The organism is Burkholderia lata (genome assembly GCF_000012945.1).
GTDB lineage: Bacteria > Pseudomonadota > Gammaproteobacteria > Burkholderiales > Burkholderiaceae > Burkholderia > Burkholderia lata.
Map to the genome: position 1 here is coordinate 2,029,141 of NC_007510.1, position 14,975 is coordinate 2,044,115.

General features: G+C 67.0%; 11 protein-coding genes. All 11 read right to left on the bottom strand.

Annotation, left to right across the window (positions count from 1 at the left end):
• Positions 1 to 17: 17 nt before the first annotated feature.
• Entirely contained in the window at positions 18 to 1,379 is a 1,362-nt protein-coding gene (locus tag BCEP18194_RS15045; protein ID WP_011352148.1) for a metallopeptidase TldD-related protein, read from the bottom strand.
• Positions 1,379 to 2,830, bottom strand: a complete 1,452-nt coding sequence (locus BCEP18194_RS15050) for a TldD/PmbA family protein (protein WP_011352149.1) — start codon at positions 2,828 to 2,830, stop codon at positions 1,379 to 1,381. Before BCEP18194_RS15050 ends, BCEP18194_RS15045 begins: the two co-directional genes overlap by 1 nt.
• On the bottom strand, positions 2,823 to 4,466 hold the full coding sequence (locus BCEP18194_RS15055) for an ABC transporter ATP-binding protein (protein ID WP_011352150.1): 1,644 nt from the start codon (positions 4,464 to 4,466) through the stop codon (positions 2,823 to 2,825). The genes BCEP18194_RS15050 and BCEP18194_RS15055 overlap by 8 nt, the downstream gene beginning before the upstream one ends.
• Positions 4,466 to 5,578 (bottom strand): ABC transporter permease, encoded by a 1,113-nt coding sequence (locus BCEP18194_RS15060; protein ID WP_011352151.1) that lies wholly within the window; start codon positions 5,576 to 5,578, stop codon positions 4,466 to 4,468. The genes BCEP18194_RS15055 and BCEP18194_RS15060 overlap by 1 nt, the downstream gene beginning before the upstream one ends.
• Positions 5,532 to 6,584, bottom strand: coding sequence for a microcin C ABC transporter permease YejB (locus tag BCEP18194_RS15065; protein WP_011352152.1), 1,053 nt, complete (start codon positions 6,582 to 6,584; stop codon positions 5,532 to 5,534). The genes BCEP18194_RS15060 and BCEP18194_RS15065 overlap by 47 nt, the downstream gene beginning before the upstream one ends.
• Before the next feature lie 13 nt (positions 6,585 to 6,597).
• Entirely contained in the window at positions 6,598 to 8,457 is a 1,860-nt protein-coding gene (locus BCEP18194_RS15070; RefSeq protein WP_041493083.1) for an extracellular solute-binding protein, read from the bottom strand.
• A 302-nt stretch (positions 8,458 to 8,759) separates the two neighbouring features.
• A complete protein-coding gene (locus tag BCEP18194_RS15075) occupies positions 8,760 to 11,567 on the bottom strand; it encodes a TonB-dependent receptor (protein ID WP_011352154.1) in 2,808 nt (935 codons plus the stop codon).
• Between the two features lie 336 nt (positions 11,568 to 11,903).
• A complete protein-coding gene (locus BCEP18194_RS15080) occupies positions 11,904 to 12,479 on the bottom strand; it encodes a helix-turn-helix domain-containing protein (RefSeq protein ID WP_011352155.1) in 576 nt (191 codons plus the stop codon).
• Between the two features lie 302 nt (positions 12,480 to 12,781).
• The gene (locus tag BCEP18194_RS15085; protein WP_011352156.1) at positions 12,782 to 13,972 is read right to left on the bottom strand and encodes a tetratricopeptide repeat protein; all 1,191 of its coding nucleotides are present in this window, start codon (positions 13,970 to 13,972) and stop codon (positions 12,782 to 12,784) included.
• A 16-nt stretch (positions 13,973 to 13,988) separates the two neighbouring features.
• A complete protein-coding gene (locus BCEP18194_RS15090) occupies positions 13,989 to 14,420 on the bottom strand; it encodes an ExbD/TolR family protein (RefSeq protein WP_011352157.1) in 432 nt (143 codons plus the stop codon).
• A gap of 127 nt (positions 14,421 to 14,547) precedes the next feature.
• Complete coding sequence (locus BCEP18194_RS15095) at positions 14,548 to 14,970, bottom strand: ExbD/TolR family protein (protein WP_011352158.1); 423 nt, start codon at positions 14,968 to 14,970, stop codon at positions 14,548 to 14,550.
• Between the last annotated feature and the right edge of the window lie 5 nt (positions 14,971 to 14,975).

A 14,975-nucleotide genomic window follows, 5' to 3' on the forward strand; every position in this document is an offset into this window, starting at 1 on the left:
AAGAGTGGGCGAACGCGCTACAGCGTGAGCTCGAACGAGCGCGCAAGCAGCCCCGGCAGCTGCGCGCCTCCGGTGGCGCGCTCGCCGTACGTGTCGTCGTTCGCGAGTAGCACCGGCGCCGCGCCGAGTTGCTCGAGCTCCGCCCCGAACAGCCGGTAGAAGCTGTCGTCGAACCGCATCGCGTCGATAGGTGCGACGATGCGCCCGCCTTCGACCCAGAACGTCGCGAACCGCGTCATCCCCGTCATCCGGCACGCGATCGGGTCCGAGAAGTTCAGGTACCAGAGGTTGCCGACGTAGAGCCCCGTGTCGAGCGCGGCCAGCACGTCGGCATCGGCGAGCGTACCGCCCGCGATCGTCAGCGACTGCGGCGATTCGCCGTTGTCCGCGCCGTTCGGCGTGCCGCCTTGCTCGCGCGCGGTGCGTGCGCAGACGAGCTGCCCGGCGCCCCGCCCTTCGACGACGAGCGGCACGCTGTCACGCCGGTAGCCGTCCGCGTTGAACGCCGGCGCGATACCCAGCGAGAAGTCCTCGGTGATCGACACACGCGGATCGAGCGCGACTTCGCCGGCGTACAGGCGATGCAGCGGGCTGCGGGCGCTCGCCACCGCACGCGCCGAAAAGCCGCTCCAGCCGAGCAGGCTCGTCATCTCGTGGACGGCGTCCGGCGCGAAATACGCGCGGTAGTGCCCGGGCGCAAGCGCCTTCGGCGTGCGGCCGAGCACGGGCAGCCGCGCGGCGGCCGCGTCGACCTTCGCCGCGAATGCCGCGTCGCTCCAGTCGTCGCCCGCATAGACGGTCTTGATCGCGCGACCGCTCGGGTCGTACAGCGACCAGCTGAAGTTGAAATTCTCGACCTCGTACCAGCCGCGGCTGCCGGTCGACGACGCGAAGCCGCGCGCCAGCGTGCCGCCTGCGTAAAAGCCGACGAAGTCGAGCCCGCGCGCGCATTCGGCCACGATTCGCGCGAGCCCGTCCGCATTCGGCAGGCGCCCGGTGCGGCGCGTTTCCTGCAGCCACGACGAGGTATCGAACAGCAGGTGCGGATCGTCCTGCGCATCGCGCAGGCCGTCGCGCAACACGGCAACCGCGTCTGCCAGTTCGCGCAGGTCGGCCGCCGGATCGCCGCAGACGGTCAGCGCCGAGTGCGCCTGCCGCGCCCCGTCGACGAGCCGCACGGACAGCCGCCCCTGCGTGACGCGCCCGGTCTGGCGAATCTTGCCGCCATTGAAGCGGATGAAGTCGGACGTTTCGCTGGAGAAACCGAGCAGCACGGTTTCGGTCGGCGTCGTCAGCCGTTGCGCGTCGTCGGCGAGCCGGGTGAAATGCGCGTGCCAGTCGATTCCGGCCTGGCGTGCCATCGGATTGAATCCCGTCATCACGCGCCTCCGAATACGTCGACGCCGGCGAACACGCAGGCCGGCGCGGCGTGGCCGACACGGATGATCTGCGCGGGCTCGCCCTTCCCGCAATAAGGCGTGCCGTAGATGCCGAACGTGCTCGCATCGCCGACCGCGCGCAGGCTGCGCCAGAACTGAGCGGAGATGCCGCGGTAGTTCGGGCGCTTGACGACCTGCGTGAGCCGGCCGTTCTCGATCAGTTGCCCGAATTCGCAGCCGAACTGGAATTTGTTGCGGTGGTCGTCGATCGACCAGGACGTGTTGGTGCGCATCAGGATCCCGTGCTCGGTGCCCGCGATCAGCGCACCGAGCGACTGGTCGCCGGGTTCGACGTTCAGGTTCGCCATCCGGTCGATCGGCGCGCGGTTCCAGCTCGACGCGCGCGAGTTGGCGACGCCCGGCAGGCCCGCGCGTTGCTGCGACAGCGCCCCGCCGAGCAACCGTTCGAGCACGCCGTTGCGAATCAGGTACTGCTTGCGCGCCGGCGTACCGTCGTCGTCGAACGCGTAGGACGCGGCTTCGGCCGCCGGCTCCGGATCGAACGTGACGTTCAGCAGCGGCGAGCCGTACTGATAGTGGCCGACCATCTCCGGCCTGACGAAGCTCGACCCGGCGAAGTTGCGCTCGTCGCCGAGAATCCGGTCGAGTTCGAGCGGATGACCGATCGACTCGTGGATCTGCAGCATCATCTGGTCCGGCATCAGCAGCAGATCGCGCCGGCCGGTCGGGCAGTTCGGCGCGGCGAGCAACTGCAGCGCCTCGTCGGCGACGCGTGCGCCGGCGCCGTCGAAGCCGTAGCGCGCCAGCACGTCGATGCCGCCCTGCGCGAGCGTGCCCGATTGACCGAGCGAGCGCGTCTGCGTGTCGCCGTCGCCGTGCGCGACGGCCTGCAGTTCGGGCATCAGGAAGCGGAAGCGCTGGTCGATCCGCACGCCGTCGCTCGTCACGTAACACTGCTCGGTGTGCACGATCATCACGCTCGCGGCGCGCTCGACGATGCGCGCGCCGAGGTTCGCCGCCGCGCATTCGTGCGCAAGGCGCTCGATCCATTCCGCGCGCGACGGCAGCGCCGCATCGACATCGGGCGACGCATACGTGCCGCTCGCCTGCGGGCGCGCGGCCTGGCGATGATCGACCAGCGCCCACGGCGCGCTGGCCCGCGCCCGCGCGGTCGCGATGTCGAGCGCTGCCTGCAGCCCGGCCGGGGACAGGTCGGGCGTCGCCGCATAGCCCGCGCCCGTGCCGGCCCAGGCCGTCAGCATCGCACCACGCTCGCGCGTGCGCGAAAACGGCTGCGCGACGTCGTTGCGCACCGCATGTTCGTCGATCGTCTCGTCGACGATGCGCAGCGACCAGAAATCGGCGTCGCTGCGCAACGCTTTCGCGGCTTGCACCGCTCGGGCGCCCGGCGCCCGGCTCTCGTCAATCATCGGTTCTCTCTTGCCTCTCCTGCGGGCCGCGCTCCGGCGCCAGCATGGACGACGCGAGCAACGCTCGCGTATACGGATGGGATGGCGCGTGCAGCACGTCGAGCGTCTCGCCTGCCTCGACCACGCGCCCCGCCTTCATCACGATGACCCGGTGAGCCATCGCGCGCATCACCGCCAGATCGTGGGTGATGAACAGGTAGCTGAGTTTGTACTTCTTTTGGAGATTCGTCAGCAGATTCAGCACCTGCTTCTGGATCGACACGTCGAGCGCACTCGTCGGCTCGTCGAGCACCAGCAGTTCCGGCTCCACCGCCAGCGCCCGCGCGATCGCGATCCGCTGCCGCTGCCCGCCGGAAAACTCGTGCGGATAGCGCAGCATCGCTTCGGGCGGCAGGCCCACCTCCTGCAACAGCGCGGCGATCCGCGCCCGCCGCGCGTCGCCGGCCACCTGCGGCCGGTGCACACCCAGCCCTTCGCCGACGATCTGCTCGACCGTCATGCGCGGCGACAGCGAGCCGAACGGATCCTGGAACACCACCTGCATGCGCCCGTACAGCGTGCGCCGGCCCTGCGTCGTGCACAGCGACGCCAGCGGCATGCCGTCGATCTCGATCCCGCCCGACGTCGGCCGCTGCAGGCCGAGCACGGCCGACGCGAGCGTCGATTTCCCCGAGCCCGACTCGCCGACGATCCCGAGCGTTTCGCCGCGCTTCAGGCTCAACTGCACGTCGTGCACGGCGCGGAACGTCGTCTTGCCGAGCACCGAGCGCCAACCCTTTGCCGCGATCCGGTAGTCGACCGCGAGGTGCTGCACGTCGAGGATCGTCTGCGCGCCGGCGGCGACCGGCTCGACCGCCCGTTGCGGCGCGCTGTCGAGCAGCCGGCGCGTATACGGATGCTGCGGCGCCGCGAACAGGGCGGCGGTCGTGTTGGTCTCCACCAGCACGCCCTTCTCCATCACCGCCACGCGCTGCGCGAAGCGCCGCACGAGGTTCAGGTCGTGCGTGATCAGCAGCACGGCCATCCCGCGCGCGGCGGCCTCCTGCTCCTGCAGCTCGATCAGCAGGTCGACGATCTGCTGGCGCACCGTCACGTCGAGCGCGGTGGTCGGCTCGTCCGCAAGCAGCAGCCGCGGCCGGCACGCCAGCGCCATCGCGATCATCGCGCGTTGCCGCTGCCCGCCCGACAGTTGGTGCGGAAAACTGTCGATGCGACGCTCCGGCTCCGGAATCCCGGTGCGCCGCAGCAGCGCGATCCCGCGCTCGCGAGCTTCGCCCGGGCGCAGCCCCTCGTGCAGCCGCAGGCTCTCGGCGATCTGCTTGCCGATCGTATACAGCGGATTGAGCGCGGTCATCGGCTCCTGGAACACCATCGCGATATCGGCACCGCGAATCCCGCGCATCTGCTGCTCGGTCTTTGCGAGCAAATCCTCGCCGTCGAACAGCATCCGCCCCGACAGCGTCGCGTGCTGCGCAAGCCGCAGGATCGACAGTGCGGTCACGCTCTTGCCCGACCCTGATTCGCCGACGAGCGCCACGCGCTCGCCGCGACCGATCGACAGGCTCAGGTCCTGTACGGCCGCGTTCGCGCCGAAATGCGCGGAAAACCCGTCGATCTGCAGCAACGGTCGCGTCATCACCGCCCTCCGCCGAATGCCGAACCGCGCGTGCGCGTGTCGAGCGCGTTGCGCAGCGCATCGCCCATGAAGGTGAGCAGCAGCAGCGTCACCACCAGCGCCGCGAATGCCGCAATCGAGATCCACCACGCATCCAGGTTGTTCTTGCCCTCCTGCAGCAGTTCGCCGAGGCTCGGCGTTGGCGGCGGCACGCCGAGGCCGAGGAAATCGAGGCTCGTCAGCGACAGGATCGCCGCGCTCATCCGGAACGGCAGGAACGTGATCACCGGCGTGAGGCTGTTCGGCAGCACGTGGCGCCAGATGATCTGTGTGTTCGTCAGCCCCATCGTGCGTGCCGCTTTCACGTAGTCGAGCCCGCGGTTGCGCAGGAATTCGGCGCGCACGTAGTCGGACAGCACGAGCCAGCCGAACATCGACAGCAGGATGAACAGCAGCCACAGCGACGGCGTGAAGATCGACGCGAAGATGATCAGCAGGTACAAGTCCGGCAGCGCGCTCCAGATCTCGATCAGCCGCTGCCCGACCAGATCCGTGCGGCCGCCGTAGAACCCTTGCAGCGCGCCCGTCAGCACGCCGACCAGCACGCCCGATACCGTCAGCGCGAACGCCATCAGCACCGACAGCCGGAACCCGTACAGCAATCGCGCGAGCACGTCGCGCCCGAACTGGTCGGTGCCGAGCCAGTTGCTCGACGACGGCGGCGCCGGATACGGCCGCGACGCGAAATAGTCGATCGTGTCGTAGCGGTAGCGGTTCGGCGGATAGATCGCGAAATTGCCGTGCGACTCGATCTTCGTGCGGATATACGGATCGAGATAGTTCGTCATCGCGGGAAAGTCGCCGCCGAACAAGGTCTCCGGATAGTCCTTCACGATCGGGAAGTAATAGTGCCCGTCGTAGCGCACGATCAGCGGCCGGTCGTTCGACAGCAGGTTTGCGCCGAGGCTGAGCGCGAACAGCACCGTGAAGATCACGAGGCTCCAGTAGCCGAGCGGCTGTGCACGAAAGCGCAGCCACGTGCGCCGCCACGGCGACGGCGAGGCCGCGCACGCGGCGCACGCCTGGTCAGTGGTCCAGGCGGTTGAACTGGATACGGGGGTCGACGAGGACATAGCAGATATCCGCGATGAGTTTGGTCAGCAGGCCGATCAGCGTGAACAGGAACAGCGAACCGAGCACGACCGGATAGTCGCGGCGGATCACCGAGTCGTACGACAGTTGCCCCATGCCGTCGAGCGAGAACAGCGTCTCGATCAGCAGGTTGCCGTTCAGGAACGCACCGACGAACGCGGCCGGCAGCCCGGTGAGCAACGGGATCGCCGCGTTGCGCAGCACGTGCTTCCACAGCACGTCGCGCTCCGGCGCCCCCTTCGCGCGTGCAGTCAGCACGTACTGTCGGCCGATTTCCTCGAGGAACGTGTTCTTCGTCAGGATCGTGACGATCGCGAAGTTGCCGATGACCGACGCCGTCACCGGCATCACGATGTGCCACAGATAGTCGAGCGCCTTGCCGATCAGCGTCAGGTCGTCGAAGTTGTCGGACGTGAGCCCGCGCATCGGGAACAGCTGCCAGAACGTGCCGCCGCCGAACAGCATCAGCAGCAGCACGCCGAGCACGAAGCCCGGCACCGCGTAGCCGGCCAGCACCAGCACGCTCGTCACGGTGTCGAACCGCGACCCGTTGCGCACCGCCTTCGCGATGCCGAGCGGCACCGACACCAGGTACGTGAGAATCACCGTCCACATCCCGAGCGTGATCGACACCGGCAGCTTCGAACGGATCACCGCCCACACGCTGCGATGCGCGAAATAGGACTGGCCGAGGTCGAACGTCGCATAGCTTTTCAACATCAGCACGTAGCGTTCGAGCGGCGGCTTGTCGAAGCCGAACTGCTTGCGGATCTGCTCGATCTGCTGCGGGTCGACGCCCTGGCTGCCGTGGTAGCCGCCGCCTCCGCCGCCCGCCTCCCCGCCGCGCGCACTGCCGTGGCGCAGCTGCGCGAGCACCTGTTCGACCGGGCCGCCCGGCACGAACTGCGTGACCGCGAACGTGATCGTCACCACGCCGATCAGCGTCGGGATCATCAGCAGCAATCGCCTGAGTATGTATGCCAGCATCGTCGTTCCTCCGTCAGGCCGCCGGCGCGGGTTTCGCCGCCGGCTGCTTCACGTACCAGTAGTCGATGATCCAGTCCTCGTACTGATAGGAATCCGGCACGATCGCCGGGTGGCCGAGCGTCGCCTTGTATGCGATCCGCGCATTCGGCAGGTAGTACTGCGGGATCAGCGCGTACAGGTTGATCAGCACTCGGTCGAGCGCGTGCGTGGCCGTCTCGAGATCGTCGAGCGTGTCGGCCGCGAGCGCCGCATGGATCAGTGCATCGACGGCCTTCGACTTCACGCCCGGATAGTTCTCGGAGCCCGGCTGCGATGCGGCCGCGCTGCCGAATCGTCGCGTCAGCTCCGCCCCCGGGATCGTCACCGGCAGGTAGATGTACGTCGTCATGTCGTACTCGAAATTGTCGAGGCGCTTCAGGTAGACCGCACTGTCGATCTCGCGCAGGTAGGCCTGGATGCCGAGCATCGCGAGCGCCTGCGTGTACGGCAGGATCAGGCGGTCCATGCCGGGCTGGTCGTCGATGATCTCGATCGTCATCGGCGTGCCGTTCGCGTCGCGCAGCGCGCCGTCGCGGTAATGCCAGCCGGCCTGCGCGAGCAGGTCGCGCGCTTCCTTCAGGTTCGCGCGCAACGAGTTCGGCGGCAGCGTCGACGGCTGCTGGACCATCGGGCCGAATACCTCGGGTGGCAGCGTCGAACGGAACGGTTCGAGCAGCGCGAGCTCCTTCTCGCTCGGCATGCCGGATGCCGCGAACGGGCTTGCCTCCCAGAAGCTGTTGGTCCGGCGGTATTGCCCGTAAAACATCATCCGGCTCATCCAGTCGAAGTCGAACGCCAGCGCAAGCGCGTGCCGCACCCGCACGTCCTGGAACATCGGCTTGCGCATGTTCATCAGGAAGCCCTGCATCTGCGCGGGGCCGTCGGGAAACTCGCCGCGCTTCAGCATGCCGTTGCGAAAATTCTTGCCGACGTACTTGCGCGCCCACTGCGTCGCGCTGTATTCCATGCGCGCGTCGATGTCGCCGGCCTTGAACGCTTCGAGCGCCGTGTACTGGTCCAGGTACAGCTTGAACGACACGTGCGCGAAGCGGAACATGCCGCGTCGCGACGGCAGGTTCGCTGCCCAGTAGTGCGGGTCGCGCACGTAGCTGATCTGCTTGTCGTTCTTGCGCTGGTCGATCAGGTACGGGCCGCTCGCGATCGGCGGCACGTTCGCGATCTGGTCGAACGGCGGGCGCGTGCCGTCCGCGCGCTGCCCCCACTTCGGCGAGAACACCGGCAGGTCGCCCGCGATCAGTGCGGCGTCGCGCTCCGCGTGCTTGAACTCGAAGCGCACCGTGTGGCCGTCGACGGCCACCGCACGCTTGATGATCGCGAACTGCGCGTTGTACAGCGGCGACGCCTGCGGGCTCGTCAGCGTGTCGAACGAATATTTCACGTCGGCCGCGGTGATCGGGTCGCCGTTCGAAAAGCGTGCGGCCGGGTTGATGTGGAACGTCGCCGACAGCCCGTCGGGCGCAACGTCGACGTCGTCGGCGATCAGCGCGTATTCGGAAGCGAGCTCGTCCCAACTGCGCTGCATCAGCGTGTCGAACATCAGGTTCTTGATATCCGGTGCGGGCGCGCCGCGCACGAGAAACGGGTTCAGCGAGTCGTAGCTCTGCGCTTCGTCGTAGTTTTCGAACTGGAGCGTGCCGCTGTCCGGCGCCTCCGCATTCGCGTAGTCGAAGTGCGTGAAACCCGGCGGATATTTCGGATGGTCGTATTGCGAGATCGCCGGCACGGCGAGCGCGGCCTGCGGCACGACGCCGCCCGACACGAACCACGCGGCGCACGCAAGCAGCGCGGCGCGCGTGGCGGCGCGCATCCGCATGTGCGGGCGCTTCAGGTGCGAGTGGCGCGGCACGCGTGCCCGTCGCCCATTCAACAGTCTCATGGTCAGTCTGTCCGGAAGCGTGCGGGCGAGATGCCTGCGCGCGGTCGTTACCTGTGCCGGACGCCGCGTGCCGACCGCGTCCCGCGGAGGGTTCGTGCTGGTCACGATCGGATAAGCTGCACCGCCGCGCGTCCCGGTTGCGGGCCGTCGTGGCGCCAGGCGAAAAAAGGCCGCCCCGAAAAGGGGGTAGTGGACGTGGAGCGGCCGGTCTAAAGCCTGTCAGTGCATCGCGATCGCCGTCAGAACTTGTACGTCGCGCCGATCTGCGCGAACCGGCCGATGTACGAATACACCGACGTGTCGTACCCGCTCTGGTCCAGCGTGCCGTTCGCGAAGATCGGGTCGTACGGCGGCGTGCGGTTGAAGAGGTTGTTGATGCCGCCGTAGATCGTCCAGTTCTTGAAGCCCGTGTACGACATCATCAGGTTGAACTGGCTGTACGAACCGACCTTCGACGGCGCGGGCGCCGGCGTGAGGTTCTGCGCGTACGGGCCCGTGAACTGCCACGTGAGCGCCGCATCGAACTTCCGGTAGTTCCAGTCCAGCGTCGTGTTGCCGCGCCAGCGCGGGAAGCTGCCGCCGAACGGCTGCGTGATCGTGAAGTTGTTGCCCGCGCCGTTGACCGGCGTGCCGCCCGGGAAGCCGATCTTGTAGCTGTTGATGTACGCCCAGTCGCCCGACAGCGTGACCGTGCCCCAGCCCTTGAGCGGCAGGCCCTGGCGGAACGTGCCTTCGAAGCCGTTGGTGTCGAGGTAGCCGAGGTTCTGGTACGGGATCACCTTGTACAGCAGCTGGCCCGTCGTCGGGTCGGTCGCGATCTGCGACGGCGTGCCCTGGCCGATCACGTTGTCGATGCGGATCTTGTACCAGTCGAAGCCGATATCCGTGTACCGGCTCGGCGACACCTGGAAGCCGATGTTGAAGTTGCGCGTGCGTTCCGGCGCGAGGTTCGGGTTGCCGACGGTGATCGACGTGTAGTTCTGGCCGGTGGCCGGGTCGATCTGGATGCCGAGCGTCTGCGACTTGCTGTCCTCGACGAAGGTCGGCGCGCGGAAGCCGCGGTTGTACGACGTATACAGCGTCAGTGCCTTGATCGGCTGGTAACGCAACGCGAAGCGCGGCGAGAAGGCGCCGCCCACGTCCGTGTAGTGGTCGTAGCGGCCCGCCTGGCTGAACGTCAGGTTCTCGAGGATCGGCACGTTGATCTGGTAATAGACGGCCGCGACGTTGCGCTGGCCATCCACCGTCTCGAGGTCCGGCGTGATGACGGCCCCGCTCAGGTATTCGGAGCCCGGTGTCAGCGTTTCGCTCTGGTGCGTGAACTGTGCACCGAAGCCGATGCCGACGTCGCCCGCCGGCAGGTGGAACAGGTTCGGCGTCGATACCGTCGCGTCGATCGTGTCGAGCTTCGAGATGCCGAGGTTGTTCGCCTCCTGATAAAGCCCGTTGAACGCGTTCGGCGTTGCCGCCGGGTTCGCGAAGTTCAGCGTGCCGTTCTGGTAGATGTTGTTCAGCGCGTTGACGTTCAGCTGGTTCGTGAACACGTTCGACACCGTGCTCTGCGAATGGCTGACCGACGTCGCCCAGTCCCAGTCACCGTACGGCAGCGTAAACGACCCCTTGATGCCGGCGGCCGCACGCCAGTAGTTGGCCCAGGTCTTCTGCGCGACCGTGTTCGGAAATGCGTAAGTAAGCGGCGTGGCCGCGCCTGTCGTGTTGTACGGGTTGCTGACCGGTACCGTGAAATTGAACGGTGACAGCAGCTTCGTCTGCGGATTCCAGACGAGCGCCGGGTTCTGCGAATTGCCGATCACGTTGTTCCACAAGCCGTCGTTGGTCGTGGTCGTGTTGTAGCTCTCGAGAAAATCCGCGAACGCGGTCGTCTTGTCGTCGATCTTGAAGTCCGCATGGAGCTTCGCGTTCAGGCGCTCGGTCATCGGCAGAATCGACGTGCTTTCAGCCGTGTTGTACCCGCAGACCGTGCCCGGCGACCCGGCCGACAGCGAATTCGACACCGCGGGATGCACCGAGCCGCCGAACGGGCAGCCGCCGCTCAGCGCCTGCGCGACGCCGCCGGGCATGTTCCAGTACGACGGCGCGAGCAGCGAGAAGCCGCCCGGCTTGCCCGTGAAGTCCTGGTTGCGCGTCGAATCGCGGTCGGCGAGCGTGAAGCCGTTCGACTTGTAGTAGCTCAGCGCGGCCGTCACGTTGAAGCGGTCCGCGTTCAGGTCGCCGAAACCGCCGAGCACGCCGAACTTCACCGTGCCGTCGCCGTTACCGGCGTTGATCGCGCTGCCGAGGCTGCCGTCGAGCTGCAGCCCGCGGAAATTGTGTTTCGTGATGATGTTGACGACACCGCCGATCGCGTCCGAACCATACTGCGACACGGCGCCCGTCTTCACGATTTCGATTCGCTCGATATCGTTGAGCGGGATCGTGTTGAGGTCGAAGAACGAATCGACGCTGTTCGAAAAGAATGCGTACGGTGCGACGCGCTGGCCGTCGACCATCACGAGCGTGTACTTCTCGGACAGGCCGCGCAGCGCGATGCCGGCCGCGCCTGCCGCAAAGTTGCCCGATTGCCCTTCACCCCAGCTGTTCGCCGAGTTCGCCGCCGCGTCGCGCAGGAAGTCGGTGACGGTCACCGCGCCGCTGGCCTGGATTTCCTTCGGCGTGATCGTCTGCACCTGCTGGAAGCCGGTCTTGTCGGCCTGCCGGATCAGCGAACCCGTCACTTCGAATCGCTTGATCTGCGCGACCTTGCCCTGGCCGTTCGCACCCGGTGCGGCGGGCGTCACCTCGGCTGCCGCGCCGGCCGCTGCGTCAGGTGCCGCGGGCGCCGCGGTGCCCGTGGCAGCCGCGGCACCCGGCGTGCCGCCCGCCTGTGCAACGGTCACGGGCGCGCCGCTCGCGACCGCATCCGCGATCGCGACGGCGCCCGGCGCCGGCTGGCTCTGGGCGAACGCCGGCGGCGCCAGTGCGGCCGTCAGCGCCAGTTCCGCCCAGACTATCCTCTTGATGGCCAACGCCAAAACTCTCTGCTTCATCTTGTTCCCTCTCGCTCGTAGTAAGACCCCACCTGCTGCGCGCCGGAACCTTGTGAATTCCTTGCGCGTCCTGGGTGCCCGTGTACCGGAACCCGCGATTGCCACGCTTTCGACTGCCACGACTCGAACGGATCGGCCTCGGGTCACCCGCACCATCCGGCATCACCGTCGTTTTCTATTTTGATTCGTCATACTAAACACCTACATTGAGCGCATTGCCTGCTTCTTCCCGATTCGACCGACAGCGTGTTTTGCATATGGCGAGCCCGTGCGCGCGCCGTACTGCGCACCGTCTGCCGTCGATCGGGTACTTCCCCCTCCTGCCGACCGCCTTCGCTAGAACAGCCGGGGCGTGCCGACCCAGACGATCACCGCCTCTTCGTCGGCCGTGTTGCGCCACGCATGCGGCATCGTCGATTCGTAATGCGCGGTATCGCCCTCGTTCAGCGTGAACGTGCAATCCTCGAGCGTCAGCGCCACCTGCCCGCGCAACACGTAGACGAACTCCTCGCCCGCATGCGTCGTCATCTCGGACGACAGCTGCCCGGCCGGCATCCGGACAAGAATCGCATCGAGCTTGCGGCCGTCCACCAGGTTCGTCAGCCTCGCGAACCGGCTGGCCGAGTTCGTGAACTGGAAATACTGCAGCGCGTTGCCACGGCATACCGAGCGCGCTTCCGTCGGCGTGTCGATGAAGTACTGCATCGTCACGCCCAGCGCCTTCGCGATCCGCACCAGCGACGTGATCGACGGCGTCGCCCGCCCGCGCTCGACCTGCGACAGGAACGGCTTCGAAATGCCGGCGATCGTCGACGTTTCGTCGAGCGTGAGTTTCAGGCGCTGGCGCAGCGCCCGGATCTTGTTGCCTAGCGACATGGCGACGAGCACCGACTCATCAGGGGGCAAAACCATGGAAAGACGGACCCTCGCAGTCGAAATCGGTTTGATGTCGTCAAGCCTCGACCGGTGCCGTGACACACCCGGCCCGGCGCGATCCCCCGCTGCACGCTGTCGCGGCGCGCACGCCACGCGCGGTGCGGCACGGCAGCCGCGTCGCGCGGCCCCGCAGCACTCGCCTATTTCATTCGGTTTACTAATTAACAAGGATGCCCCTTTTCATCGGCTGACCTGCCCGTCGTGCATCGGTGCGATCGCGGCGGCACACCGCTTGCCGACCGCGTCCGCGTTGCGCGCCGTCGTGCCCTTCCGTTGCGTTACCGGGATGCCACCACCGTCCAGAGGCGTGCCAGGTCAGCGGAACCGTCGGCCCCCTTGACCGTGCGCAGCACCTGGACCGCACGCGCCTTCTGGCCGGCCACGTAATACGCCTCGCCGAGCCGCAGCCGTGCCGCATCGGGATGCTCGAGTCCGCCCTTTGCGATCGCCTGCTCCATCATCGGCAGCCCTTGCTGCGCACGGCCCTCGAAGACGAGGTTCATGCCCGCGTCGATCGGCGCGGCCGGCGTCGTGGCGTCGCCGCCCGATTGCGCGCGCTTCGCGGCGAGTGCCTGCAGCCGCTTCTCGCGGTCGGCCTGCGCGTCCTTGCCGAGTACGCCGGATGCGAACCCCTGGTCGATCACCTGCTTGCCTTCGGCGGGCGACCCCGCGACCAGCGCAAGCTGAGTCATCTCCATGTATGCGTTGGCCGACGCAAGCGAGCCCGTTGCCCGGCGCAACCGGTAGATATCGAGGTCGAGCGACGGCAGATAGCCGGGGTTGCCGCGAATGGCCGTGACCATCTCGTCCCAGTACGCGGGGCTCGGATGGTAGGCCACCAGCAACCCGAGCGCACCGCGATACGCATTGCCGTCCTTCACCTTCTGCGCGCAGGTCGCCAGCATCTGCAACTGCCCTTCGTCCGGTGCGTGTCCGCCATTCGCCTGCGCGTCGGTGCTCGCTTTCAGCTGGCTCACGAGCGGTGCGCAATCGTTTGACAGGTAGTAAGACTGCGTGAGCAGCGTGCGCATTTCCGGATCCGAGCCACCGGCCTTCAGATAACGCTGCGCGACCCGGATCGCCAGCGGGTAGTTCTTCTGCTGGAAGTAGATGCCGGCCAGCGCCGCCGTGGTCCGCTGCTCGTCCTCGCCCGACAGCCGCCCCGAGTTCAGCACGCTCTCGTAGGCTTGCGCGGCCGTGCCCGAGTCACCGGCCGCCATCGCTGCCGCACCGCGCATCTCTTCCACCATATAGGTTTCGTACGGCGTCCGGTTCGGCACGGCAGCTGCCTGCGCGATCTTGCCCAGCGCATCGCGATACTTGTGCGCCCGATACAGCTCCTGTGCGGCCGCCAACGGTTTCGCCACGTCCGGCCGCAGCGCGTCCGCCGGCAGCGCCGGGCGACCGAGCAGGCCTGCCGCGCCGAGCGCCGTCACCGCCATCATCCGTTTCCATCGTCGCTGGTTCATCGGCTCGTCCGTGTCGTCATTGCATGAACTGTTCGTTACCGATCAGGCCGATCTTGGTCGCGCCCACGCGTTGCGCGGATGCGAGCACGGCGGCCACGTCCTTGTACGGCACCAGCTTGTTGGGGCGCAGATGGATCTCGGCCTGCACGGGCTCCGCCGCCACCTGGGTCAGTTTCGACTCGAGCGCCGCGCGGTCCGGCACCGGTGCGCCGTTCCATGTCGTCGTGCCGTCGAAGTCGATATCGATCTGCACGATTTCCGGCGGCGTGGCCGGCGGCGGCGGATTCCCCACCGGCAGGTCCATCTTTACCGAATGCATCTGAATCGGGATCGTGATGATCAGCATGATCAGCAACACCAGCATCACGTCGATCAGCGGCGTCGTGTTGATGTCGACCATCACTTCCGGTTCGGCATTGCTCCCGCCCGAAGGCACATTCATTCCCATCGTTGACTCCTGTCGACCTGCGTTAGTGCCTGAGCACTTACGCCGATCCCACCGTTCTCGGTCAACCAGCGTCAGCGCGCCAACACTTGCCGCCGGCCCCCTGTTCCACCACGATTCCCGCGCGCGACTACCCCCCGCGCGCCGGCGGCTCCGTAATGAACGACAGCTTCGCGATCCCCGCGCGCTCGCACATCGTGACCACCCGTCCGATGAACTCGTAGCGCGTGTTCTGGTCGCCCCGCACATGGACACTCGGCTGCGGCTGCTGCTGCGACACGCCCTTCAGCTTCGCGAGCAGCGTCTGTGCATCCACCAGCTGCTCGCCCCAGAAGAAATCGCCGTCGCGGTTCACCGCGATCTCGATGCTCTTCGGCGTCGTCTGCAGCGGCTGCACCGTCTCCTTCGGCAACTGAAGCTGGATCGTGTGCGTCACGACCGGGATCGTGATCAGGAAGATGATCAGCAACACCAGCATCACGTCGACGAGCGGCGTCGTGTTGATGTTGGCGATCACCTCGTCGCTATCGTCCTGCCCGACGTTCATGGCCATCGCGC

Bases quoted from the DNA above. Each gene is read 5' to 3' on its own strand.
- BCEP18194_RS15045 (WP_011352148.1), bottom strand. From the start codon at position 1,379: ATGACGGGATTCAATCCGATGGCACGCCAGGCCGGAATCGACTGGCAC.
- BCEP18194_RS15050 (WP_011352149.1), bottom strand. From the start codon at position 2,830: ATGATTGACGAGAGCCGGGCGCCGGGCGCCCGAGCGGTGCAAGCCGCG.
- BCEP18194_RS15055 (WP_011352150.1), bottom strand. From the start codon at position 4,466: ATGACGCGACCGTTGCTGCAGATCGACGGGTTTTCCGCGCATTTCGGC.
- BCEP18194_RS15060 (WP_011352151.1), bottom strand. From the start codon at position 5,578: ATGTCCTCGTCGACCCCCGTATCCAGTTCAACCGCCTGGACCACTGAC.
- BCEP18194_RS15065 (WP_011352152.1), bottom strand. From the start codon at position 6,584: ATGCTGGCATACATACTCAGGCGATTGCTGCTGATGATCCCGACGCTG.
- BCEP18194_RS15070 (WP_041493083.1), bottom strand. From the start codon at position 8,457: ATGCGGATGCGCGCCGCCACGCGCGCCGCGCTGCTTGCGTGCGCCGCG.
- BCEP18194_RS15075 (WP_011352154.1), bottom strand. From the start codon at position 11,567: ATGAAGCAGAGAGTTTTGGCGTTGGCCATCAAGAGGATAGTCTGGGCG.
- BCEP18194_RS15080 (WP_011352155.1), bottom strand. From the start codon at position 12,479: ATGGTTTTGCCCCCTGATGAGTCGGTGCTCGTCGCCATGTCGCTAGGC.
- BCEP18194_RS15085 (WP_011352156.1), bottom strand. From the start codon at position 13,972: ATGAACCAGCGACGATGGAAACGGATGATGGCGGTGACGGCGCTCGGC.
- BCEP18194_RS15090 (WP_011352157.1), bottom strand. From the start codon at position 14,420: ATGGGAATGAATGTGCCTTCGGGCGGGAGCAATGCCGAACCGGAAGTG.
- BCEP18194_RS15095 (WP_011352158.1), bottom strand. From the start codon at position 14,970: ATGGCCATGAACGTCGGGCAGGACGATAGCGACGAGGTGATCGCCAAC.